The organism is Pseudomonas monsensis (genome assembly GCF_014268495.2).
GTDB classification, from domain to species: Bacteria; Pseudomonadota; Gammaproteobacteria; order Pseudomonadales; family Pseudomonadaceae; genus Aquipseudomonas; species Aquipseudomonas monsensis.
Map to the genome: position 1 here is coordinate 2,584,585 of NZ_CP077087.1, position 23,538 is coordinate 2,608,122.

A 23,538-nucleotide genomic window follows, 5' to 3' on the forward strand; every position below is an offset into this window, starting at 1 on the left:
CCTCCAGGGCACTCCCATGCAGCGACTGGAAGCACAAAAAACATCTGCGCCGGACACGTCGGCGGCAATGGGCAAAAGTTGGCGCGAACAGTTCAATCTGCTGCGTTGGTTCTCGCTCGCGAGCTTTTTCATCATCGCCTCCGTGGCAGTGGGGCTGGGGTACATCTCGACGCGCTTTGTCGTCACCGAAAGTGTCGAGCGCGACGCCTTGCTGACTGCACAATTCGTTCAGGCGATTGGCGCGGCGGAAATACGCCACGCCGGCATCACCCCGGCGCGGACCATGGGCGAAATGCTCGACCCGCGCCAGGACGACAACTTTCCCGATGTCGACCCCGTTGCCCATGCAGCCGCCCGCGCCGAGTTCCTCGACCATGTCCAACACCTGCCCGACGTTCTCCTGGCCACGGTGTATGCGCTGGATCGCACGGTGATCTGGTCGACTAATCCCGAACTGATCGGGGTCAAGTTCGAGGATGACGACGAACTCGACGAGTCGTTCGAGATGAAAGTCGCGGTGTCCTCCAGTTATCACAAGATCGACGATGAGAAACCCGAGCAGCAGTTACTGCGCGAACCGAAGTATTTGTTCATCGAGAACTACATCCCGATGTTCAACGCCGACAAAAGCAAAGTCGTTGCCATGGTCGAGGTCTACAAGGAGCCGGCGGATCTGGTCGACCGCATCGACCGTGGATTTGCCTCGATCTGGGCCGCCACGTGTTTCGGCGGGGCGGCGATCTTTCTGGCGTTGTTCTGGATCGTCCGCCGCGCGGCGAAACTGCTGCAGAGCCAACAGCAACAGTTGATCAGTAATGAAACCTTTGTCGCTCTCGGCGAAATGTCCTCGGCGGTGGCGCACAGCCTGCGCAATCCGCTGGCGACCATTCGTTCCAGCGCCGAACTGGCTCAGGAAATCGCCAGCCCCGGCGCGCAACGCAATATCGGCGACATCATCAGCCAGGTCGATCGCATGTCGCGCTGGGTCCGCGAATTGCTGGTGTCGCTGCGGCCGATGAATGACGACGGCGAAGCGGTGGACCTGGTGATGGCGGTCGAAGACACCGTTGGCGCCTTCGAAGCATTGATCAAACGCTGCAACGTCGAAGTGCGCTTCACACCGCAGAATTGCGCGCTGGTGGTCAGCCAGAAGGTGTTGCTCACGCAAATCCTCAATAGCCTGTTTGCCAACGCCCTCGAAGCCATGCCCAAGGGCGGTGTGCTCAGCGTCGAATTCGAATCGCCGCAGCCTGACAGCGTGCGCCTGACCGTGAGCGACACCGGCAAGGGAATGAGCGCGCAGCAGCAGTTGTTGGTGTTCAAACCGTTTTTCACCACCAAACAGGGCGGCCTCGGGGTTGGCCTGGCGTTGGTCAAACGCATCATGGAGCGTTTCGAAGGTTCGGTCGTGCTGACCAGCCGCGAGCAGGAGGGAACCCGCGTCAGTCTCAACTTCAAAGTGGCATCGGGAGGGGAATATGGAACACAGCATTCTGCTGGTCGAGGATGACGAACTGCTGGCCGAGAATATTCAGACCTACCTGGAGCGCAAGGACTTCGAGGTGACGGTCTGCCATTCGGCCGAAGACGCGCTGGGGCAACTGGAAACCTTCATGCCCGACATTGTGCTGACCGACAACTCGCTGCCGGGCATGAGTGGTCACGACCTGATCCAGAAGCTGCGCATCAGCGCGCCGGATCTCAAAGTGATCATGATGACCGGCTACGGCAACGTCGAAGATGCCGTGGTGGCGATGAAGGAGGGCGCCTTTCATTACGTCACCAAACCAGTGGCGTTGCCGGAACTCAAACTGCTGCTCGACAAGGCCCTGGCCACCGAGCGGATGGAGCGCACGCTGTCGTTCTATCAGGACCGCGAGGCGCAGAAATCCGGGGTGCAGGCGCTGATCGGCGACTCGGCGCCGATGCAGTTTCTGAAAAACACCATCGGCCAGTTGCTCGATGCCGAGCGGCGCATGGCCAACACCGATCTACCGCCGGTGCTTGTCGAGGGCGAAACCGGCACCGGCAAGGAACTGGTGGCCCGCGCTCTGCACTTCGACGGCCCGCGCAGCAAAGGCCCGTTCATTGAGTTCAACTGTGCGTCGATCCCGTCGAATCTGGTCGAGTCGGAACTGTTCGGTCACGAGAAAGGCGCGTTCACCGACGCCAAGGATCGTCGCGTAGGTTTAGTGGAAGCCGCGGACGGCGGCACACTGTTTCTCGATGAAGTCGGGGAAATGGATCTGCTGTTGCAGGCCAAGCTGTTGAAGTTGCTGGAGGACCGGACGATTCGCCGGGTTGGTTCGGTGAAGGAGCGCAAGGTCAATCTGCGGGTGATCAGCGCCACCAACTGCAACCTTGAGCAAATGGTCCAGCAGGGCAAATTCCGTCGTGATCTGTTTTTCCGCTTGCGGATCATTTCGATCAAGGTGCCGCGCCTGTATGCCCGAGGTGAAGACATTTTGATGCTGGCCCGGCACTTCCTCGCCAGCCACGGCAAACGCTACGGCAAGCCGAACCTGCATTTCAGCGATCAGGCCGAAGAACTGCTGCTCAGTTACACCTGGCCGGGCAACGTGCGTGAGTTGCGCAACATGCTTGAGCAAACCGTGCTGCTGGCGCCGAGCGACACCATCGCCGCGCATCAGTTGAACGTGTGCATGAGCCTGGTCGACGAACCGCCGCTGCACCTGCACGAAGTGCCGACGCACTACGAATCCCGTCCGGCGAGCAATACCGAGTCGATGAACCTGCCGGAAGTCGAGCGCGACATGGTGCGCAAGATGCTCGACAAGACCGACTGGAATGTCACCAAGTCCGCGCGCCTGCTGGGCCTGAGCCGCGACATGCTGCGCTACCGCATCGAAAAACTCGGCCTCGCCCGGCCGGACAAACGGCAGTGGTAAAAATGCAGATGTCCGAGCCAGCACAAAACCTTGTGGGAGCGAGCTTGCTCGCGAATGCAGTGTGTCAGTCAGCATAAAAGTGACTGATCCACCGCTTTCGCGAGCAAGCTCGCTCCCACAGGGTTATCTGGCGTGTGCAGAATGTTTGGGCAACCCGGATCAATGCTGCTGTCGGCTCAAACACTCCAGCAAACAACCCGGATCCAGCACCTCGTCATTCACATAAATCCCGCGCTCGGCATCGTACGTGCGGATAAACACCCGCACCGTCGCATCCGCCACGGTCGGCAATTGTGAATCGTAGAAATCATGGTCACCCGGAATCACCACAAAATCCTGCGGCGCCGTATCCTCGTAAGGCCTTGGCGGCGTGGCCTGCAGTGAATACGGGGCAGGGTGGGCGAAGGGCTGGTTCGGCCCGTAATAATTGAAATTGCTGTCCAGCGCTTGCGCCTGAGTGGCAGCGAGCAGACAGCCGGTCAACAATAGCCGTTCGAGCATTAGCATGGCGGCACCTGCGAGTGCGGTTTTCCCCAAGGCTATTAACTATAGCTGCCTCACACGAAACCAATGTAGGAGCTGCCCAAGGCTCGGGCCGCGTTCGGCAGCGCCTACAGGAATTGGCTTACAAGTTTGCAACAACCACAATTGCCGGGCTGATCTAGACTCGGATCCGCTCAATCACGAGCCTCGTCCGGAGTGCGCCATGGAAGTGCCCAATAATAAAACCGCCATCGAGAGCAATCGACAGGCGTGGAACGATTCCGCCCGTCACCATCAGGATTCGCCTGACTGGCAGGCGTTACTGAGCGACGTCGCGCAGGCGGATTTCTCCTGCCTCGATGAGACCCTGAGCGGGTTACTGGAGGTCGACGCCAAGGATGTGATTCAACTGGGCTGCAACAATGGCCGCGAGAGTCTCTCCCTGTTTGCCCTCGGTGCCAGAAGCGTGGTCGGTGTCGATCAATCGGCTGCGTTTCTCGAACAGGCGCGTGAGCTGAACAAGCGTTCACCGCACAATGCCGAGTTCATCGAAAGCGATATCCATCATCTGCCAGCGTCCCTGCACAATCGTTTCGACGTGGCGCTGATCACCATCGGCGTCCTCAACTGGATGCCGGACATCGGCGAGTTTTTCCGCCATGTCGCTTCAACGCTGAAGCCGGGTGGCAAACTGGTGATCTATGAAACCCATCCGTTCCTGGAAATGGTTGATCCCGACGCTGAAGATCCGTACCGCCTCGCCAGCTCGTATTTTCGCGCCGAACCGTTTGTGCAGGAAGAGCCGATTGTCTATGTCGGCAAGGTTGAGCAGCCGGCGGCGAAGTCGTATTGGTTTGTGCATAACCTTGGCGCCATCTTCAGCGCTGCCATTGCGGCAGGGCTGAATATTGCGCACTTCAGGGAGTACGCCCATTCGAACCGGGAAGAGGTGTATGACCGGTATTTGAATCAAGAGGCGCAGATGCCGATGTGTTTTACCTTGGTCGCCACCAGGATTTGAAATTCATCGTCGTTGCCACTGGCCTCATCGCTGGCAAGCCAGCTCCCACAGGATTTTGTGTCGTACATAAATAATCGGTACAACTCAAAACCCTGTGGGAGCTGGCTTGCCAGCGATGACGGCCTAAAGACGCCACAAATCCTCGGATTGAATCAAGCCTGCGCCGCCGAGCTCACCACCGGCCGTCCCGGTTTGCGCAGCGGTTCCAGCCGTGATCCCTCATACCGCGTTTCACGGAAAAACCTCCAGCGGCCGAACAGGCCGTAAACGTGCGTGACCCGCCCCTGCTCGTGGTATCCCATGCGGATATGCAGCTTCAGCGCCGGAATATTGTGCGTCTCGCACACGTCCACCACCTTGTCGCAACCCTGCGCCGCCATGGCTTGCCACAGCGCCACTTGCACGTCCACCGACAGGCTGCTGCCGAAATAGGCGCGGGTCATTTCACCGCCAAACTCGAAGAACTCACCCGGCTTCACCGGGAAGGTGCAGCCGTAATAGTGACGGTCGTGATAGTCGCGAATGCTGCCCCAAATAAAAGCGACTGCGTGGCCGTCAGCATCGAGGTACATGTGCCCGGTGTGCCCCTCGGCGGCGAGCTCCGCCATGGTGCCCACGCGGTCCCCAAAATGCTTGGCGAAGGCGATGGCGTTCTCCGGCGTGATGTCGACTCTGCGCAGTCCGTCGTAAGGCCGCAGCTTGTGTAGCGGTACTGGGCTGACCAGGTCACGCTCCATCCACAACAGTTCCCAATGGAAGAACACGTAGCGTTTCCACAACGTGCCGAACGTGCGGCCGAGGCCCTTTTGTCGGATGCGTTCTTGTAGTTTTTCGATCACGCTCATGATGCCCTCCGTGGCCGCAGCCCGGGTGTGGTGGATGGTGCTTTTGTGGGTATAGATCACGCTGGCCAGTTAATTTCAAAGGGCCACTTTGGAAAGTATTTCAACTTGTGTAGCTCAATCGAGTGCCGTCGCCCCGCGTAGAAAATCCTTGTTCAGATCGGTATAGGAAACCCGCAGAACGCCCATCAGCCGCTGCTCTAGAACACGGCTCAAAGACTCGTCGGGGTGGAGATAGGCATCGCCAAAGTCGGCGCCGAGTTGCGTCGGATGCGCGACGATTTCCAGCACGCCGTCGGTCGGCGCGTTGTCGTTGCGCAGGTCGATCGGCGTGCACACGTAATCGGCGGTGACACCGGCCAGACTCTGCAAACGCCAATTGAGCAATCCCTTGAATACACGCTTGGGCAGATTGAGGTTCTGTCCCAGGTTGCGCGCCAGCCGAATCGGTACACCTTGATGCGCGGCAAACCGTGCGACGATCTCGCCGATCGGCCAGATGTTGTGCACGTGCTGATGTGAATCGATATGGCTGGGACGCATGCCGTGCTCGACACAGCGCTGCCACTGCGCCTGCAGCTCTTCGCGCACCGCGTCGCGATCCTCACGCCCAAGCCACAGGCTGTGACGCGGCAAGCTGAGGTCGAACACCCCGTGGCCATCGCAGAAGGTGCGACTGCGCAGGATCGCCGCACTCAGCGGCCGGCCGTACGTCAGGTTGAAATGCAACCCGACCCGACCTTGCAGCGAAGCATGCCGGGCCATCGTGCAGGCCGCTTCGAATGCAGGCATGTTGGCCATGGCGGTGGCGCTGCTGATGACCCCGGCCTGAAACGCGGCGAAGATCACCGCGTTTTCGTTCGGGCTGAGGCCGAAATCGTCAGCGTTGACTATGACTTGGCGAGGCATGTTCGCCCTCCGTGGTGATTGCGACAGGTTTGACGACAGGTGCAGGTTTATCTGCGCGTTTGGCGCGCCACTGTTGCAGCGTCGGTTTGAGTCGATGCCACAGGCGCAGGCCGAGGCCGAGCACCAGACCACTCGGGCGCCATGAGTAGAAACTCCAGCGCCAATGCTCCAGTTGCCCGGTCATGCGTTCGTGCAGTTGATGGCTGGAGTTTTCCAGGCTGACCCGCGAGGCGTCGATCCAGCGCCAGTTGTCGTCCAGCCCCCAGCGAATCCATTCCTCCAGCAACACCCGGCCGCTGCCCAGGTCGGCGTATTGCGGCAGGAAGGCGAGGTTGTAATCGTAGAGCCGACCCTGTTCGAGCAGGCCGAGCCGGTAGCTGATGCAACGGCCGTTCAACTCCAGTGTCACCACCCGCACCAGGCCCTGGCCGGCGAGGGCGGTGAAGGCGCGCTCGATCAGTTGGCGGCTGCGTTCGCTGGCGAAAATCCCCACGCCTTCGTCACCTTTCCAGCTCACCGCTTCGACGTCGCTGATGACCTGCAGCAGTGGGCCCATGCTCATCGCATCGGGCACGATGCGCCGCACCTCGGCACCGCACGCGGCAATCCGCTTGCGTGCCCGACGCAGTTTGTAGCGCGGGTCGCCAGACACTTCCTGATGATCGGCCGCGCTGATCAGATGCACCGGCACCCGACAACTCAGGCGCCGTTCAGCGGTCGAGCTGCGCGCCATCCATTCGGTCAGCGCGCTTTCCTCACCCGCAGGTTCGGACAATTCATTGAGTTGCAGCAACGCGTGCGGCACCCGTTGGCGAATCAATAGCAACGCTTTGCGCATGTCCTCACAGCCGAGCAAAGACAACAGCGCCAAGCGATCGGCCAGTGGATACCCCAAGTGATGCACGACCCGGAACGGCACGCCGGCGAAACGCTCGCGACTCGCCACCAATGGCAGGCACAGACGCAATTCGTCCGCTTCCCACCCCAGCAGAATGTGCAAACGCTCACCCTCGCCAAGGGCCTGCTCGGCCGCGCACAACCAACCGAGGTGGTTGAACGGCGTGTGATCCGTCACCCGCAGGCACAGCGCTTCATACGCTATTGCCGGGAAGTCGGCGGCGCACAGCGAGGTGCGCCATTCGAATCGCGTCACCATAGGCTCAGGCCGCCGTGGCTGTTACGGGTGGACGGGACGGTTTGCGCAGCGCATCCAGACGCGAGCCGCTGTAGCGGGTTTCGCGGTAGAAGTGCCAGCGACCGAACAGGGTGTACACATTCATGATGCGGTTTTGCTCGGTGTAGCCCATACGCAAGTGCAGCTTGAGCGCCGGGATGTTGTGGAATTCGCAGACGTCGACAACCTTGTCGCAACCTTGTGCGGCCATGGCTTTCCACAACTCGAGTTGCAGATCTACCGACAGCTCGGTGCCCCAATAGGCGCGGGTCAGTTCACCGCCGAACTCGAAGAATTCCCCGGGTTTCACCGGGAACATGCAGCCGTAATAGTGCCGGTCGAAATAGTCCCGCGCGCTGCCCCAGATAAACGCTACCGCGTCGCCCTGATCGTCGAGGTGCATATGCCCGGTGTGACCTTCGTTGGCCAGCTCGGCCATGGTGCCGACGCGGTCGCCGAAATAGCGCGCAAAGGCGCTGGCGTTGTCCGCCGTGATCTTCACCACCCGCAGCGGCGGGTAGGGTTTGAGGCTGTGCGGCGGCACCGGGCTGACCAGATCGCGTTCCATCCACAGCAGTTCCTGATGGGAAAAAATGTAGTGTTTCCACGCTTTCTTGACGGTGGCAGTAAGTCCTTTCTGCCGCAGGTGTTCAGTCAGTTTGTTGAGCATGTTCATGGTGTTCACTCCGGATGACGAGGCATCGCGCGGCCACAGGCCTGCGCAGCTGAACATCAACGGACGGTTCATGACGCGCTCCAGCTAAGGGAGAAGAGGGTCTGCCCCGGAAGCTCGAAACGCACGCGTCCGTCCTGGCAGGCAAACGGCGCGTCGCGACTGCGATTGTCGGCGCCGAAGTAGCGCAAGGCGCCATTGTTCAACGGGCATTTCGCCCCGCTCAGATCAATGCGCTGCAGGCGTGTGCCTTTATTCACGCCGAGCAGACCACGCTGCTCGTCGCCGGCCATCGCCAGTACATCCACCTCAAATCCATCGTTCTCCAGCCACAGCACCTGATGCAGCCAGTGCTGCGCAATGAACTGCTGGGCCAGCCCCACCGGTTTCAGCTCGAAGCGGCGTTCATCGTCCGAGACGCGCAGCATGCCTTTGGGGTATTGCGGCTCATCGGCGGCCTGGAACCAGTTGAGCATGCTCAGCAAGCCATCCTGCGAAGCGTTGACCACCACCGACGCCCACCACAGCGAGGTGTAGTGGGTTTCCTGATCGTAGGGGCTGAGGCTGGAACCGCTGGACAGATTGGTCTGGTCGAGCAGCAAGGCTTTACGCGGCTGCCCCTTGCTGTCGAGGCCAACCAGTTCGGCGGCGCGCCGCACGCTGTCGCGGTAGACGCGAGTGGCGAGCAGGTCGCGGATCATCCATTCGTGCCACGCCAGTGCATCCACCTGATCGCCTGATTCACTGAGCAGACGCCGCGCCCAGTCGATGCCGCGCTTGTCTGCCGCGTTCTCGGCGAACGGCCCGTTGACCAGCCGCGAACTGGCCGGCATGGCAATGCGCACACCGGCCCTGGCATTGGCCGGATCGCTGCGCACCTGCCGGGCCATGCTGGTGAAGATCGCTTGATATTGCGCATAGCTGGAATAGTTGAGGTTCGGCTCGTCGGCAAAGCCGATGTAGTGCGTGCCTTGGCCGCCCAGCGCACGGGTGCCGGCGAGCCATGCCGCGAGGCCGCCGTTGCTTTGCACATCGGCGCGCAGATCGGCTTGCCGCTGGCTGCCAGCGAGCAGCGTGATGTCCTGCTTGATGCCGAAACGCTCCTGATACACCTGACGGAACGCATCTTCGAAATGCGGATTCTTCGCCGTCACATCAACAAAGCTGTAGTAACTCGCCGCTGTCGGTTTCAGCGCATCGAGCGCGGCATGACTGGCCGCTGGCGGCATCACGTAGGGCAGAGCGATGCCCAGATCCGGCGTGCGCCCCAGGACTTTGTCATGCACGACCAGATGGATCTGGCCGGCGTCTTCGCGCAAGGGTTTGAGTTGCTGCGGGTTCTGCGCAAACAGATTGGCCGTGCCATCGAGCCAGAACGCCGCCTTGCCGCTGCCTTGCAGGCGCAGGCGCCAGACTTGCTCGCGCTCGCTGACCGGCAGTGCGACCTGATCGAATTGCCAGTAGGCGCGATAGGGTTTCAGCGCGAGCGTCAGCGCTTGATCATCGCCGACCCGTTGCGCCTGCAACGCGCTGACGCCGCCATGAAACTTGCCGGCCAGCACGGCGTGTTCGCCGGCGGCGACCTTGAAATACAATTCATCGCCGTTTTGCGTTTCGGCACTGAAATGCACCTTGGCCGGGGCGAACAGCGCGACGGTGCGCTCGTCATGCTCAACGCGATAATGGCGGAAACTGTAGCCGGGAATCTCCAGTCGATAACTGGCCGCACCGGGCAGCAGCGGCCAGCTCTGGCTGCCACGGGTTTCACGGGCCTGAATGAACCGGTCGTCCTGCAACCTGCCCTGGCCATCGAGCAGATACAAATGCTCTTCATTGGCCTCGGCCTGCCACGCCGGCGTCCAGCGCACCGTCACCGTATCCGGGCGATCCGCTTGCAGATACAGACTGCCGTCACGGATCTCGCCCCAACGCATGGACGCGGCAAAGGCGTCCAGCGACAGGCCGAGACCGAGCAGCAGGGCCAGGCCTTTCATGCGGTTTTCCGCCGTTGCAGCATCAGCCACATCGGTGTGACGTCGCGGGGCAGAATGATCAGGGTTTGCCAGAACGGCACGCCGCTCAAGCGGCAGTACAACATCAGCATCGCCACGGTCACGGCCAGATAGGCAATCGACGAAGCCGCCGCCGCGCCGACGATGCCGTAGGCCGGAATCAGCACCAGGTTCAGCGCCAGATTGAGCAGGGCGCCCAGGCCCATCAACAACGACACCGTGCCGGGGCGGTTTTTGCCCAGCAGATCGAGGCGCAGAATGCTTGCGTAGCACAGGCCCAGCAGCCCCGGCAGCAACGCGAGCAACGCCGGGTACGCCGGTTGGTAAGCGACCCCGAACAGCGTGACGATCAGCCATTGGCCAATCACCGCCATGCTCAGGCAAGCGCCGAGCATCACCGTGGCGGTCAGGCGCAGGGCCAGTGGCGTGACCTTGTCCATGCCTTCGTCCTGTTGCAGCAGGCGTTTCATCAAGGGTGTGGTCACCGCCTCCGGAACGATCAGCAGCAGTTCGGCGGCGGCGCTGGCCATTGCGTAATGGCCCAGCGCGGTACTGCCGAGCAAAGCACCGATAAACAGATAATCCGAGCGCAGGATCACTTGCTGGAACAGCAGGTCCGGATGGCTGCGGGCGCTGTAGCGCAGCAGTTCGTTCTGGCTGGCGCGATCCCACTGCAGCTGCAACGGTTGCGCACGTTTGAGCCAGACCCAGCCGGCGAGCACGACCAGGCTGATGCCGGCCAGCCAACTGATCAGCGCCGCTTCGAGGGCGGCACTTTTCCACATCCAGAACAGGGCGAGAAACAGCAGCAGCGGCGCCAGTGACTCGACCAGGCGCAAGGCGTTGAACGCCACCACACCGCCCGAGGCGTTGTGCAAGGTCAGCAGACCGCTTTTCAATACCGTCAGCGGCACCGCCAGCAGCAACAGCCAGGCGAGCAGACCGAGTTGCACGGTGACATCCAGTTCACTGCCGAATTCACGTACCAGCGCCACCACCAGCAAGGTCAACAACCCGGCCAGCAAACAGCCGAACACCAACACCTGACTGAGCAGCAGGCCCATCGGCCGTTGCTTGGCGGCCTGATAGCCGACCGCCGAGTTCAGCCCGCCACTGGTGGCCGCACTGATCAGGTCCGGCAAGGTGCTGAGCAGGGCAAACAGCCCGCGCTCACTTGGCCCGAGGATCCGCGCCAGCAGCACGTTGCGCAGCAAGCGCAGGGCGATCATCGCCAGTTTGGTGCCCATGCTCAGCGCCAGATGCTTGAGGTAGTGGCCTCGACTCATGGCCGTGCCCCGCGAAAGATTCGCCACGACAGCAGTTCCGGATTGCGTGCAGTGCGCTGACTGACGCCGAAACGCGGCAGGTTCAGCGGATCGCCTTCGCCGCGATAGATGCCGGTGGCGGTGCCCAGGGCGAACGGATAATCGTGGCGGGCAAGCTGTTCGCGCACGCGTTGGTCGTTGTCACCGTTGGGGTAGCAATACACCGGCAACGGCCGGTTGCAGCCGTTGTTCAGGGCATCGCGGCTGCGGCTGATTTCCTCGCTCAGGCGCACATCATCCAGACCGGTGAGAATCGCGTGACTGGCACCGTGCGGGCCGAAACGCACCAGCCCGGACGCCTCCAGCGCCCGCACCTGATGCCAGTCCAGCGCTTGCGGCTGCGACTCTTGCGGACATTCATCGGTCAGGCGTTCCAGTTCGCGCGGCTCCAGGCCCTTGAGCCCTTGCAGGTAATGCAGCAGCGCCAGACTGCGCCGGTCGACGTCAATGTCGTCGAGCAGCACCGGCAGCGGATGACCGCACGCTTGCAGGCATTCGATCAAATGCATTCGCGGCTTCTCGCCGTGGCTGCCCCACAGGGTTTCGCCGAGGGCCTCCCACCAGAAACGTTGACGGCTGCCGATGAAATCGGTGGAGAGGAAAATACTCGCCGGTATCTGATATTTCTGCAGCAGCGGCCAGGCGTTGACCGCGTTGTCGCGCCAGCCGTCATCGAACGTCAGCGCCACCCGCGGGCGCTCGGTGCGCAGCGAGTTGGGCTGGAGGATTTCCATCAGCGGCACGCAGTCGAAGTGGCGACGCAGCCACACCAGCAAGTGCTCGAAGGCCTTGGGCCCGACGCACAGTTCATTGCGGTGCGGCAGGTTGGCGGCGCGGTCGTTGGCCAGCACCCGGTGCAGCATCAGAATCACCCCGGCACCGTGCAACTGGTTGCGGCCCACGGAAGAGTTGAGATAGAGCCAGCCACTGGTGCGTTTTATCAGTTGTTTGATCGCCATGGCTTCGGTCCTCTTAACGGTTCTGTTCAGGATTCCACTGGGCATACCGCTGGCCGCGCAGGAACTGCCACAGGCCGAGGCTCATCCCGGCGAGCGTGACCAGCAGAAACGCGGCCAGACGAAACGGTTTCGGCAAGCGGTGTTGCGAGTCGAGTAAACCGGCGATCGCCACGCCATAGCCGAACAGCTGGGCGATCAGGGCCAGGCGATAGAAACCGTGGTCGTCCCACAGCCAGAAGTTGCTCAGCAGCAACGGCAGCAGGAGGATCGGCGCCAGGCGGCGGATCAGTTTGTGGCTGATCAGTGCGACCGAATACAGGCCATGTTTGAGGGGGTTGAGCAGCTCACTGCGCTGGGCCAGGCTTTGCAAGCCACCGACAGTCACGCGTTGACGACGGCGGAACTGTTTGTCCGCTTCGTCGACGCCGTGGTCGATCACTTGCGCCTCGGGGACGTACACAATGCGTTTGAAAGCGACCGGTGCGCAGGTACTGATGAAAAAATCGTCGTTGACCTCCGCCGGTACGTTCTGGAACAGCTCGCGGCGCAGGGCGAGCAGAGCGCCGTCGGCGGAGACCATGCAGCCGGTGCGGTTCTCCATCCGGCGCAACCAGCCCTCGTAGTGCCGATACAGGCTGTCGCCGACGCTGAGGCCGCCGCCGGTCACCGGGATCACCATGTGCCCGGCGCAGGCACCGACAGCGGGATCGCTCAACGGCGCGAGCAAGTGGCCGAGGGTTTCCCGCGACCATTGGTTGTCGGCATCGGTGAACACCAGAATGTCGCCGGTGGTCAGGGCCACTCCGGCGTTCAGCGTTGCCGCTTTGCCCTGACGCGGCAGGTCGAGCACGCTGATGCGCGCATCAACCACCTTGCGCGCGCAGGCCACGGTGTCGTCGCTGGAGCCGTCGCTGGCGAGAATGATCTGCAAACTGGCCGGTTGATAATCCTGCGCCAGCAACGTGCGCAGCTTGTGCTCGATATGCCGCGCCTCGTTGTGTGCGGCGATCACGATGCTCACGTTCAGCGGCGGTGCCGGGGCGTGACGCCATGCCGGAAACAGCGGCGACAGAAGTGTCAGCAGCAACGGGTAACCCACGTAGGCATACACCGGCAGCAACAGGCACAGCCAGAAAATGAATTCAGCCACGGGCAGGCCTCCTGGCGTTCCAATGACACAGATTGAGAATGAACGCCGCCCCGGCGAGGTGCAGGCGCACCCAGTGCAGGCCCCACAGTTGCAGGGTCAGTCCGAGGTCGTGATGGCGTGCACTCTGACGAATGCTCAGGACCAGTCCGGGTAACAGGGTCAACAGCACCATGACTGCCGCGTGATGCGGAAAACCGTCGAGCAGAGCCGAGATCGCGAGGAAATCCAGAATCCACACCGCCAGCGACAGCAGCGGAAAACGCAGCAGGCGCAGGCTGAAACCATGGGTGCGCAGCAGTTGCAGATGGCTGCCCTGACGCCACATTTCCTTGCCCATCCACTCACGCCAGTTCATCTCGTAGCCCCAGTGCAGGGCCACGCTGCTGTTCACCGACAGCAGCCGCGCACCTTGTTTGTGCAGGCGCAGGGTGAACTCCTTGTCTTCGCCGGTGCGCAGGTGTTCGTTGAACCCGCCGACCTTGTCGAAACAGCTGCGGCGCATCAGCAGGTTGGAACTGGGCAGCCACTCCACCGGGTGCGACGCCTGAGTCGACGGGCGCAGTGTGCGCCGTTGCCAGGCGGTGGCGTACCACGGCGCGGCGGCGGGGGTGTGCAGGTCGAGACCGAACACGTCGGCCTGTCCCTCGGCTTGCAGCTCGAACAATGGCTTGAGCCAGTCTTCGGGCATCTCGACATCGGCGTCGATGAACGCGAGCCACTCGCCGCTCGCCAGCAGCACGCCGCGATTGCGCAGGGCGCCGATCAGCAGGCCCGGCAGCACCAGCACCTGCGCGCCGAACTGGCGGGCGATGTGCGGACCGTCGTCGCTCGAACCGTTGTCGACCACAATCAACTCACACTCCACGTTGGCCGCATGCGCGGCTTTTTGTGCAGCCAGCAGCGTGCGGCCGATGTGCCGGGCCTCGTTGTACATCGGGATGATGATGCTGATCCGGCTCATGCGCGGGCCTCGGTCAGGGGGGCTTGTTCGGCTTTCAGGCGCAGCACGCTGGTCAGCGCGAGCATGATCCACACGTATTTCTGGTTCGGCGCGCTGAGGAACATCAGGAACAGGGTCAGCGACAGAAAGCTCACGCCCAGGTGGGTCATCAGGTCTGCCTGTTGCCCGTCACGGCGCAGCAGCCACGCGGCGCGTGCGCGGATCAGGTTGTACAGGCCCAGGCCAAGCATGCCGACGAACAGCAGCCCGGCGGGAATCCCCAGTTCACTGAAGATTTCCAGGTAGGTGTTGTGGGCACGGCGATAGAGGTCGCCGATCTTGCGGTTGGCGGAAAACGCCTTGGCGTAACCGGTGGTTGCATAGTGCAGCGGGAAAGTGCCGGGGCCGGAGCCGAGCAGCGGGTTTTCGCGGATCATCTGGCTGCCGACCACGATGTACGAGGCGCGACGGCCGAGGGATTCGTCGTCGTGGCCCTTGGCCCCGGCGCTGAGCACGCTCAGGGATTGAATGCGTGCGATGTAGCCGGCGGGCATCGCGTAGATCGCCAGCGGAATCACAATGGCTGCGCCGAGCATGGCGAAACCCAGGTGCCGTGGGCGGATCCGGGTCAGTTGGGCGCGGTAGTGCCAGCAGCCGATCAACAGACTCAGCGCCACCACCACCAACCCGGAGCGCGACTCGGTCTTGGTCATGCCGCCGAGCAGCAACAGGCAGCAGGCGCCCCAGAACAACCGGTGCAGCAGGTTGGGGCCGCGAATCACCAACAGCAGCGCCAACGGAATGGCGAAGGCGATCAGCAGGGCGAAGGCGTTGGGGTCTTCGAGCAGCCCGGCCGCACGACCCTGGTCCTGGAATTTGGCCGAGAACATCGCCATGGCACAGGTAGCGCTGACGCTCAGGGTTACCAGTCTGGCAAACAGGTCGAGGTTCAGTTCGCGACCAATCAGCAGGGTGATGACAAACAGGATCAGCCCGACGCTCAACTCGCGCAGGTGCCCCAGCGACATGCCCAGGTCATCGGTATTGAGCAGGCTGAGGAAATACAGGACCAGAAACCACAGCAAAAAACGCCACAGGTTGCTGCGCAGGCGCTCACCGGGAATCTGATGCAGGGCCAGTTGCAGCATCAGGATCACCGCCAGCGAGGCGCCGAGCAGTTTGCTCCCGGAGAACGCGCTGTCCTTGAAGAACCCTTCGAACGGCACCAGCGCGGCAATCCCCAGCAGGCCCCAGGTCGGCTTGCGGTACAACACCGAAAAACCCACCAGACCAATGACGGCGCCGGGTGCCAGAAACGGATAAGGGCTGGCGAGCAAACCGATGCACACCAAACCAAGCAGAGTGACGATCGAGAGCGGGAAAATCATGCGCGTGCCTCCCGTGCCGTGCGGATGTACAGCTGCGACCAGCGTTCGGCCAGGGCCTTGAGGTCGTAGCGATCCTGTTGCGTGCGTTTTGCGTTGTCGCGCAACTGGCGCGCCAGTTTCGGCTCGCTCAGCAGGGTGTCGAGCTGACGGGCGAGGGCGGCGGTGTCGACGGGGGAGGCGAGCAGGCCGTTATGCCGATGTTCGAGCACATCGGGAATCCCGCCCACCGCGAACGCCACCACCGGCACGCCAGCCTGCATCGCCTCCAGCAAAATCATCGGCGTGCCCTCGGTGCGCGAGCTGATCACCAGCGCATCGAGCTGTCGCCACCACGGTTGCATGTGGGTCTGATACCCCGGCAGACGTATCCGTTGCTGCAGACCGGCGTTGTCGATCCGTGCCTGCAACGCCTCGCGTTCCGGGCCATCGCCGAGCATCACCGCATCCAGTTGCGGATGCTGGTGACACAGCGGGATCAGCACATCGAGAAACAGATCCGGGCCTTTTTCACTGCTCAACCGTCCGACGTAACCGCTCAGCCAACGCTGCCGGTCGCCGTCCGGGACCAGCGCCGCGGCGGCGGGCAAACCGTTGGGAATTACCTGCAACTTCTCCGCCCGGACACTGGCCTGACGGTGCAGCGCGGCGATGCTTTCCGCCACGCAGACCACCCGATCCACCGACGCGGTGCGGCACAGTTGCAGGCTCAGCCAGGTGTAGAACTTCTGCTTGCGACTGCGCGGGGTGAAGCCGTGCTGGGTAATCACCAGCGGCAGGCGCAACAGCGTCGCCCCGACCCAGCCGAATAGCAGGCCCTTGAAATTGTGCGTGTTGATCAGCGGCTGTTCACTGCGCCGCTGCCGCAAGTGCTTGAGCAATTCGCCCAGGCCGGCACACCCGCGACAGTCCACCCCGGCCTCACGAAAGCGCGCGATCAGTTCCGCTGGCGCGTCGAGAAACAGCACCTGATGCTGTCCCGGCGTCGCCAGGCAATGATCCAGCAACATCCGCTCGGCGCCATAGAAACCGCCGCTGCTGAGCAAATGAATGATCGGCAGCGCGGGGTTCGGGGCGGACGCAGTGTTCAATTGCGCACCCAGTGCACGAAGCTAGGCACCGTCCAGTTCTTGTGCGGATTGCTCGGCAGTGCGTTCTCGTCGTTGATCACCAGCAACACTGGCAGGCCCAGCTCGTGGCTGATTTGCGCCGGATGTTTGAAGCGATGATCGAAGAACTCACGCACGTAGACCAGGGCAATCGCCAGCAGCAAACCGGTGAGCAGGCCGAATGGAATGATCAGGAACGCTTTCGGAAATGCCGGCTCCGTCGGTTCGAACGGCGGGCTGAGCACCTTGGCGTTCGACAGGTCATCGTTGAGCGAGCCGGCGGTACTGCTTTCGGCGAAGCGTTGCGCGTAGGTCGAGAACGCCGTGTGCAGCGCGTCGATTTCCGTGTCCATCTGCCGCAACTTGCTTTGGGTCTGCTGCAAGGTGTGGATGCGGTTCTTGAACTCGGCAATGCGTGCGGTTTTCTGATTGATCACCTGTTGCACCACAGCCAGGTCGTTGGTGCGTTCCTGAATGCGGTTGCTCACCACTTTGAGAAATTGCTGACGGGTGCGGGCGATTTGCTCGCGGGTCAACAGCATGGGTTCGCTGCCGGGCTGGAACACTGCCAGATCGTTCATGTAGCGGCTGACCTGGGTGGTCAGTTGCTCACCCATTTGCTTGATCTCGCGATCCTCGAACGCCACGTTGTCCACCGTAGTGGTGAAGGTGTAGGGAAACGTGTAGTCGTTGAGCTTGTTATTGCTCGCGGCGGCCAGCGCGGTTTTCAGGTATTCGAGCCAGCGCTGGCTCTGCAACAGACGATCCTGATACAGGTTCAGCGCTTGCTCCTCGGTGTTGATCGCGTTCAGGCGGAAGGTGATTTCTTCCTTCGGATCCGACGAGCCGACGCTTTCCAGCAAGGCCTGGCGGTTACCTTCCAGACCATCGAGGCGCACTTGATAGAGATGCTTCTTCGACTCGTAGAAAGACTGCGGCAAGTCGATCGACTGCAGGGCCTGACGGCTGACCAGATAGTTCTGCAGCAGGGCGCTGACAAACGTCGTGCCCTGATGCGGATCCGGGAAGCTGTAGACGATCGAGATTACATTGGAGCCGGGCAGGGTCTCGATTTTCAGGCTGTCGATGGCTTGCTGGGTCAACGCGTCGAGCGCGGTGTCACGCACCGGATCGGTTTCCAGGCCGAGCATGTTGCGCAGCGGATTGATCAGGTACTGGCGCAGCGGCGAGGTGACATAGCGTTTGAACGGTTCCACGACCAGTCTGGCGAACATGCCGACCGGTGGCGTGTATTCGCCCTTGTCGCGCAGTTCGCTGATGGTCTGACGAATCAGCGCCGGTGACCGCAGAATGTTGCTCTCGGTTTCCATGTCCGCCAGTGACGGCGGAATGAAGGTGGCGTTATCCACGGTGAGTGACGTGGTGGCGTCACCCTGGGAGAGTTTTTTCGACTGCACGATCACCTGGGCGGTGATATCGAAGCTCTGTTTGAGCACCAGCGGCAGTAACAACGCGATGACTGCAAAGATCAGGAAGACCCGTTTCACCAGTTGCTTGTTGGCGAAGAAGATCCTGAAGAACTCATGCAGGTAGTTTTCCTTTGGATTCATGATCGTTCACCTGAGAGTCAGTTACTGCTGCTGCTTTTGTTGTCGACGCGGTAGCCGAAGCTGAACCCGACGCCCTGGAACAACACCACGTCTGCCAGTTGCCGGGCGAGATCGCCGGCACTCGCCAGTTTTGTTTTCGGTACGAACAGCATGTCGTCCGGTTGCAGGTAGGCGATCTGCGACGCGTCGCCCGACAGGGCTTTTTCCACGTCGTAGTGCACGGCCTGCACCTGGTTGCCGTTGCGGCGCATGATCACCACCGAATCCAGACGGGCCTTGACGTTGGTGCCCCGGGCCAGGGTCAGCGCCTCAAGCACCGACACCGGACGGCGGATCGGGTAGGACCCCGGCTGGCCGACTTCGCCGAGCACGTAGATTTCATTGCCGGCGGTGGATTTGAGCAGCACATCGACGCTCATCCGTCCGGGCAATTGCGCGTACTTCTGGTTGAGGAAGGTTTCCAGTTGATTGACGGTCATGCCTTGCAGCGGCACGGCGCCGATTTCCGGGAAGCTCGCGTAGCCGTCGGTGCCCACGGTGATCTCACGGCTCATGCCGGTGGCCGGGTGGTTCAGCGCGCTTTTCAGGTTCTGCTCGTTGGTCAACGGACTGATGATCTGCACGGTCAATTGATTGCGGTTGGGCTGAAACAACTGTTTGCGCTGATAGGCACGCTGAATTTCTTCACGGGCCTCATCGCTGGTCAGCCCGGCGATTTTCACCGAGGTGTTGGCCCCCGGCAGGTTGATGGTGCCGTCGGGCAGCACCAGTTGGTTGCCGTTGAGCTGGCTGGCCGCGGTGAAGTTCAGGCCGATCTGATCACCCGACTGCACGCGGTAGGCATCCGAGCCGCTGGTGCTGATGTGGAAGATCACGTCCAGCACATCCTGCGGGCGCAGGGTCTGCTCGACCTTCGGCATGTCGGTGGCCTGGGCGTTGGCCGGCGTCGCGGTGAGGATATTCACCGGCATGTTCTGGGTTTCGGAGGTGCTTGAGCAGCCTGCAAGCGGCAGCATCAGCAGAACAAGTATCTTGGCGTTCATGGCGTCATCCTTCGCGTTCGCTTACAGGTTTTTGTAAAGCCATTTGGGCATGTAGTACTTGCGTCGGTTGAACACGCTGCCGACCACTTTTGCCCCGGCCTGAGTCAGGCGTTGCACGGCGGCCTGGGCGACTTCCCAGCGGGTGTCTTCGGCGCGAACGACAAACACCACACCATCGACCTGCGTGCTGATCACCAGCGTGTCGGCGGCGGAATACACCGCGTCGCCGTCGATCACCACAAAGCGATACTGGCTGCCCAACTGGTCGAGCAATGGGCTCAGGCGCTCGGCGGTGAGGTGTTCCAGGGTGCGGATCGGTCGGCCGTTGGGCAGTACGTGAAACGGCAGGCTCGACACCTGCACCACGCAGTCCTGCAACAGCGGCGGGTTGTCCGGGTTGAACAGCAAGTCACGCAGGCCGCGCTCCTTGCTCAGGTTCAATTGTCGGGTCAGGTTGCTTGCCGACTGGCTGGCGTCTACCAGCAGCACCTGGCCGCTGCTCATTTGCGCCAGTTGGCTGGCCAGCGCGAGGGCGCTGGTGGTGGTGCCGGCCCCGGGGTTGGCGGCGGTCAGGAACAGGATCCGCAGATCCAGATCCAGCACGGTCGAGGTCAGGTTCGATTCGCTAGGGTTGGCGATGCTCAGGCTTTTGTTGGTTGAACCGTCCATTAGCTTGCTCCGTGGCCGCTGAATACTTTGAAGGGGGTTTTCAACAGAATCTTCAAATCAAGCAAAAGGCTCTGCTCGGCGATATAGCTGAGGTCCAACTCAACGCGCTGGTCGAAGTCGATGTTGCTGCGTCCGGAGATCTGCCACAGGCCGGTCATGCCGGGGTAGATCGCCAGACGGGCAAGGTGGTTGTCCTTGTAGCGGTAGGCGTTGAACGAGGTCGGACGGGGGCCGACCAGGCGCATGTCACCGGTCACCACGTTGATCAGGTTGGGCAGTTCGTCGAGGCTGGTGCGCCGCAGGAAACCGCCAATCCGGGTGATGCGTGGGTCCTTGTCGATCTTGAAATCAATCGCGTCGACCCCGTGCTTGTTGAGGTGACGCAGCGACTCTTTCAATTCTTCGGCGTTGGCGACCATGGTGCGGAACTTGTACATGCCGAATTTGCGGCCGCGATAGCCGGTGCGCTTCTGCACGAACATCACCGGCCCCGGGCTGGTGAACTTGATGATCAGCGCCAGGCCGACCAACAGCGGCGAAATCAATAGCAGAATCGCCAGGGCGCCGAAGCAGGCCATCACCCGATTGGTGCGCGACAGTTGCCATGGACGACCGCCTTCGCGGCCCGTGAACCAGCCGCGTCCCTGGCGATGAATCGCCGCATCGAGGCGCATCCGGTGCTCGGGGTCAATGCGCTTGTCGCGGCGCATTTGTTGGATCGGTACACCTTGCTCATGTCCAGTCATGGGGTCCTCCGCTGATGTTCAGCCGCGAGCGGCGCGTGGGCGACAGGCAGTGGGGTAGTAGTCGCGGAACCAGGCGATGAAACGCCCCAGCCCCTCATCCAGCTCGATCCGGGGCTGGAACCCGGTGGCCTGGGCCAGATCGTCGGTCTCGGCACAGGTGTTGAGCACATCGCCCGGTTGCAGGGGCAAGAGCTCGACAATGGCTTTCTGACCGAGGTGTTTTTCCATCAACGCCAGGTAGGTTTTCAGCTCCACCGGGTGGTGGCCGCCGATGTTGAACAGGCACCACGGCGCCATGCTGCTGCCCGCGTCGGGATGTTCGCGATCCCACTCGGGGTGGTTGTGCGGCGGATGGTCGGTGAGGCGCGCGATGCTTTCGATGATGTCGTCGATGTAGGTGAAATCCCGTTGGTGCTCGCCGTAGTTGAACAGTTTCAGCGGCGTGCCTTCGGTGATCGCGCGGGCGAACTGGATCGGCGACATGTCGGGCCGACCCCAGGGGCCGTACACGGTGAAAAAGCGCAGGCCGGTGCTGGGAATACCGAACAGGTGGCTGTAGCTGTGGGCCATCAGCTCGTTGGCTTTTTTGGTCGCGGCGTACAGCGAGAGCGGGTGATTGACGCCGTCGTGCACCGAATACGGGGTGTGCTGGTTGGCGCCGTACACCGAACTCGACGAGGCATAGATCAAGTGCTCGACCGGATGATGCCGGCAACCTTCGAGAATGTTCAAAAAGCCGCTGAGGTTGCTGTCCAGATAGGCCTTCGGGTTTTCCAGCGAGTAGCGCACCCCGGCCTGCGCCGCGAGGTGGATCACCACTTGCGGTTGCTCGCGGACAAACAGCGCTTCAATCGCGGCGGCGTCGGCCAGGTCAATCCGCGCGAGCGGGAAATGCCCGACCTGATCGCGTACCCATCGCACGCGATCGTGTTTGAGTTGCGGGTCGTAATAGCCGTTGAAGTTATCCAGGCCGACCACCGCATGCCCGTCGCGCATCAGCCGCAACACGCAATGGGCGCCAATGAAGCCGGCTGCGCCGGTGACCAGGATTTTCATGGGCGTAGCCCTTGCGGTGCGATGTGACGCAGGCCGATGCCGCTGTAATGCAGGCCGGCGGCGGCCACGTGTTCCGGGTTGTAGAGGTTGCGGCCGTCGATGATGACTTTCGAACGCAGTTTTTCCGCGAGCAGGTCGAAGTCCACTACGCGAAAGTTTTTCCATTCGGTGCAGATCACCAAGGCATCGGCGTCTTCCAGAGTGTCGTCGCGGGTGGCGCACAGGTGCAGGTCGTTGCGATAGCCGTAAAGGCGCCGGCATTCGGACATGGCTTCCGGATCATAGGCTTGCACACTGGCGCCTTCGGCCCACAGCGCGTCCATCAGGTAACGACTGGGTGCTTCGCGCATGTCGTCGGTGTTCGGTTTGAACGCCAGGCCCCAGATCGCGATGGACTTGCCGGCCAGGCCTTGCGGAAACTGCGCCTTGAGTTTGCTGAAGAGTATGTGGCGCTGGCTGTCGTTGACGTCGGTGACGCTGCGCAGCAGTTTCAGCGGCATGCCGTTGTGTTCGGCGGTATGCAGCAGGGCACGCAGGTCCTTGGGAAAGCATGAGCCACCGAAGCCGCAGCCCGGATAGATGAAGTGGTAACCGATGCGTGGATCAGAGCCGATGCCTTTGCGCACGGCTTCGATGTCGGCGCCCAGCAGTTCGGTGAGGTTGGCCAGTTCGTTCATGAAACTGATGCGCGTGGCGAGCATGGCGTTGGCGGCGTACTTGGTCAGTTCGGCGCTGCGGTTGTCCATGAACATGAGTTTTTCGTGATTGCGGCAGAATGGCGCGTACAGCTCGCTCATCTGCTCGCGAGCCACGTCATCGCGAGTGCCGACGATGATTCGGTCGGGGCGCATGCAGTCGGCAAGAGCGCTGCCTTCCTTGAGAAATTCGGGGTTGGAGACAACGCGCACGGCCAGATTGCTTTTGCCGCGACGCAGCAGTTCGCTGTTGGCGGTGGCCAGCACCTGATCGGCCGTACCGACCGGCACCGTGGACTTGATGATCAGGGTGCGATCGGCCTCCATGTGCGAAGCGATCTGCCGGGCGACGTTGAGCACGTGGCTGAGGTCGGCGGAACCGTCTTCATCGGCCGGCGTGCCGACGGCGATGAAAATCAGCTCGGCATGCTCGACCGCATCGCTGGCCTGGGTGCTGAACAGCAGACGGCCGGCCTTGATGTTTTCTTCAAGTGTGCCCGACAGTCCCGGTTCGCTGATGGGCGGCACGGCTTGTTGCAGTTGTTTAATCTTGTTTGGGTCAATATCTACGCATAAAACCCGATGACCGACATCTGCAAGTGCGGCGGCTTGAATAAGTCCAACATAGCCCGTGCCAAATACGCTCACGTCCATCTGCGCACCCTCGATAGAGCGAAAAGAAGAAGTTCGGAAGAAGACTGTAAAAGGGGTATAGCGCAGGGTTTGGAAAGCGTGTCAGCAAAATGACATGTTGCACGTGTATAACACTTGAGCGTTTTTTGGCGATTGGCCATCAAGTCATTGCTGCGATTGAATTTGTTGATTTCTTGCAGATTTGTTCAGATTCAAAATAAGCGATGGACGGTT

Annotated in this window: 21 protein-coding genes; 3 read left to right on the plus strand and 18 right to left on the minus strand. The window is 61.6% G+C overall.

Going from position 1 to position 23,538, the window contains the following annotated elements; genetic code table 11:
- Positions 1-16 precede the first annotated feature (16 nt).
- Complete coding sequence (locus HV782_RS11340; RefSeq protein ID WP_186747280.1) at positions 17-1,510, plus strand: sensor histidine kinase; 1,494 nt, start codon at positions 17-19, stop codon at positions 1,508-1,510.
- Positions 1,479-2,909 (plus strand): sigma-54-dependent transcriptional regulator, encoded by a 1,431-nt coding sequence (locus HV782_RS11345; protein ID WP_123467480.1) that lies wholly within the window; start codon positions 1,479-1,481, stop codon positions 2,907-2,909. Before HV782_RS11340 ends, HV782_RS11345 begins: the two co-directional genes overlap by 32 nt.
- Before the next feature lie 159 nt (positions 2,910-3,068).
- On the opposite strand, the gene HV782_RS11350 is transcribed toward HV782_RS11345, so the two are convergent.
- Positions 3,069-3,416, minus strand: coding sequence for a hypothetical protein (locus tag HV782_RS11350; protein WP_186747282.1), 348 nt, complete (start codon positions 3,414-3,416; stop codon positions 3,069-3,071).
- A 199-nt stretch (positions 3,417-3,615) separates the two neighbouring features.
- On the opposite strand from HV782_RS11350, the gene HV782_RS11355 reads away from it, so the two are divergent.
- Positions 3,616-4,413: a class I SAM-dependent methyltransferase gene (locus tag HV782_RS11355; RefSeq protein WP_186747284.1), complete on the plus strand. Its 798-nt coding sequence runs from the start codon at positions 3,616-3,618 to the stop codon at positions 4,411-4,413.
- 152 nt (positions 4,414-4,565) lie between these two features.
- On the opposite strand, the gene HV782_RS11360 is transcribed toward HV782_RS11355, so the two are convergent.
- From HV782_RS11360 to HV782_RS11440, 17 genes are all read right to left on the minus strand, one after another.
- A complete protein-coding gene (locus HV782_RS11360; protein ID WP_186747286.1) occupies positions 4,566-5,258 on the minus strand; it encodes a GNAT family N-acetyltransferase in 693 nt (230 codons plus the stop codon).
- A gap of 114 nt (positions 5,259-5,372) precedes the next feature.
- A complete protein-coding gene (locus HV782_RS11365; protein WP_186747288.1) occupies positions 5,373-6,164 on the minus strand; it encodes a ChbG/HpnK family deacetylase in 792 nt (263 codons plus the stop codon).
- Complete coding sequence (locus HV782_RS11370) at positions 6,136-7,320, minus strand: GNAT family N-acetyltransferase (RefSeq protein WP_123467490.1); 1,185 nt, start codon at positions 7,318-7,320, stop codon at positions 6,136-6,138. Before HV782_RS11370 ends, HV782_RS11365 begins: the two co-directional genes overlap by 29 nt.
- Before the next feature lie 4 nt (positions 7,321-7,324).
- Positions 7,325-8,014, minus strand: a complete 690-nt coding sequence (locus tag HV782_RS11375) for a GNAT family N-acetyltransferase (RefSeq protein ID WP_123469143.1) — start codon at positions 8,012-8,014, stop codon at positions 7,325-7,327.
- Positions 8,015-8,082: 68 nt separating this feature from the next.
- Entirely contained in the window at positions 8,083-10,005 is a 1,923-nt protein-coding gene (locus HV782_RS11380; protein ID WP_186747291.1) for a hypothetical protein, read from the minus strand.
- Complete coding sequence (locus tag HV782_RS11385) at positions 10,002-11,309, minus strand: lipopolysaccharide biosynthesis protein (protein ID WP_186747293.1); 1,308 nt, start codon at positions 11,307-11,309, stop codon at positions 10,002-10,004. Before HV782_RS11385 ends, HV782_RS11380 begins: the two co-directional genes overlap by 4 nt.
- Positions 11,306-12,307, minus strand: coding sequence for a polysaccharide deacetylase family protein (locus tag HV782_RS11390; protein ID WP_123467496.1), 1,002 nt, complete (start codon positions 12,305-12,307; stop codon positions 11,306-11,308). Before HV782_RS11390 ends, HV782_RS11385 begins: the two co-directional genes overlap by 4 nt.
- Before the next feature lie 13 nt (positions 12,308-12,320).
- A complete protein-coding gene (locus HV782_RS11395) occupies positions 12,321-13,457 on the minus strand; it encodes a glycosyltransferase (protein ID WP_123467498.1) in 1,137 nt (378 codons plus the stop codon).
- A complete protein-coding gene (locus HV782_RS11400; protein ID WP_186747295.1) occupies positions 13,450-14,418 on the minus strand; it encodes a glycosyltransferase in 969 nt (322 codons plus the stop codon). Before HV782_RS11400 ends, HV782_RS11395 begins: the two co-directional genes overlap by 8 nt.
- Positions 14,415-15,785: an O-antigen ligase family protein gene (locus tag HV782_RS11405; protein WP_186747297.1), complete on the minus strand. Its 1,371-nt coding sequence runs from the start codon at positions 15,783-15,785 to the stop codon at positions 14,415-14,417. The genes HV782_RS11400 and HV782_RS11405 overlap by 4 nt, the downstream gene beginning before the upstream one ends.
- Positions 15,782-16,873 (minus strand): glycosyltransferase family 4 protein, encoded by a 1,092-nt coding sequence (locus tag HV782_RS11410; RefSeq protein WP_123467504.1) that lies wholly within the window; start codon positions 16,871-16,873, stop codon positions 15,782-15,784. The genes HV782_RS11405 and HV782_RS11410 overlap by 4 nt, the downstream gene beginning before the upstream one ends.
- On the minus strand, positions 16,870-18,462 hold the full coding sequence (locus tag HV782_RS11415; RefSeq protein ID WP_186747299.1) for a GumC family protein: 1,593 nt from the start codon (positions 18,460-18,462) through the stop codon (positions 16,870-16,872). Before HV782_RS11415 ends, HV782_RS11410 begins: the two co-directional genes overlap by 4 nt.
- Before the next feature lie 17 nt (positions 18,463-18,479).
- Positions 18,480-19,505: a polysaccharide biosynthesis/export family protein gene (locus HV782_RS11420; RefSeq protein WP_128613588.1), complete on the minus strand. Its 1,026-nt coding sequence runs from the start codon at positions 19,503-19,505 to the stop codon at positions 18,480-18,482.
- Positions 19,506-19,526: 21 nt separating this feature from the next.
- Positions 19,527-20,174, minus strand: coding sequence for a CpsD/CapB family tyrosine-protein kinase (locus tag HV782_RS11425; protein WP_186747301.1), 648 nt, complete (start codon positions 20,172-20,174; stop codon positions 19,527-19,529).
- Positions 20,174-20,920: a sugar transferase gene (locus HV782_RS11430; RefSeq protein ID WP_123467512.1), complete on the minus strand. Its 747-nt coding sequence runs from the start codon at positions 20,918-20,920 to the stop codon at positions 20,174-20,176. The genes HV782_RS11425 and HV782_RS11430 overlap by 1 nt, the downstream gene beginning before the upstream one ends.
- Positions 20,921-20,938: 18 nt before the next feature.
- Positions 20,939-21,976, minus strand: a complete 1,038-nt coding sequence (locus tag HV782_RS11435) for an NAD-dependent epimerase (protein ID WP_128614155.1) — start codon at positions 21,974-21,976, stop codon at positions 20,939-20,941.
- Entirely contained in the window at positions 21,973-23,325 is a 1,353-nt protein-coding gene (locus HV782_RS11440) for a UDP-glucose dehydrogenase family protein (RefSeq protein ID WP_123467516.1), read from the minus strand. Before HV782_RS11440 ends, HV782_RS11435 begins: the two co-directional genes overlap by 4 nt.
- Positions 23,326-23,538 lie beyond the last annotated feature (213 nt).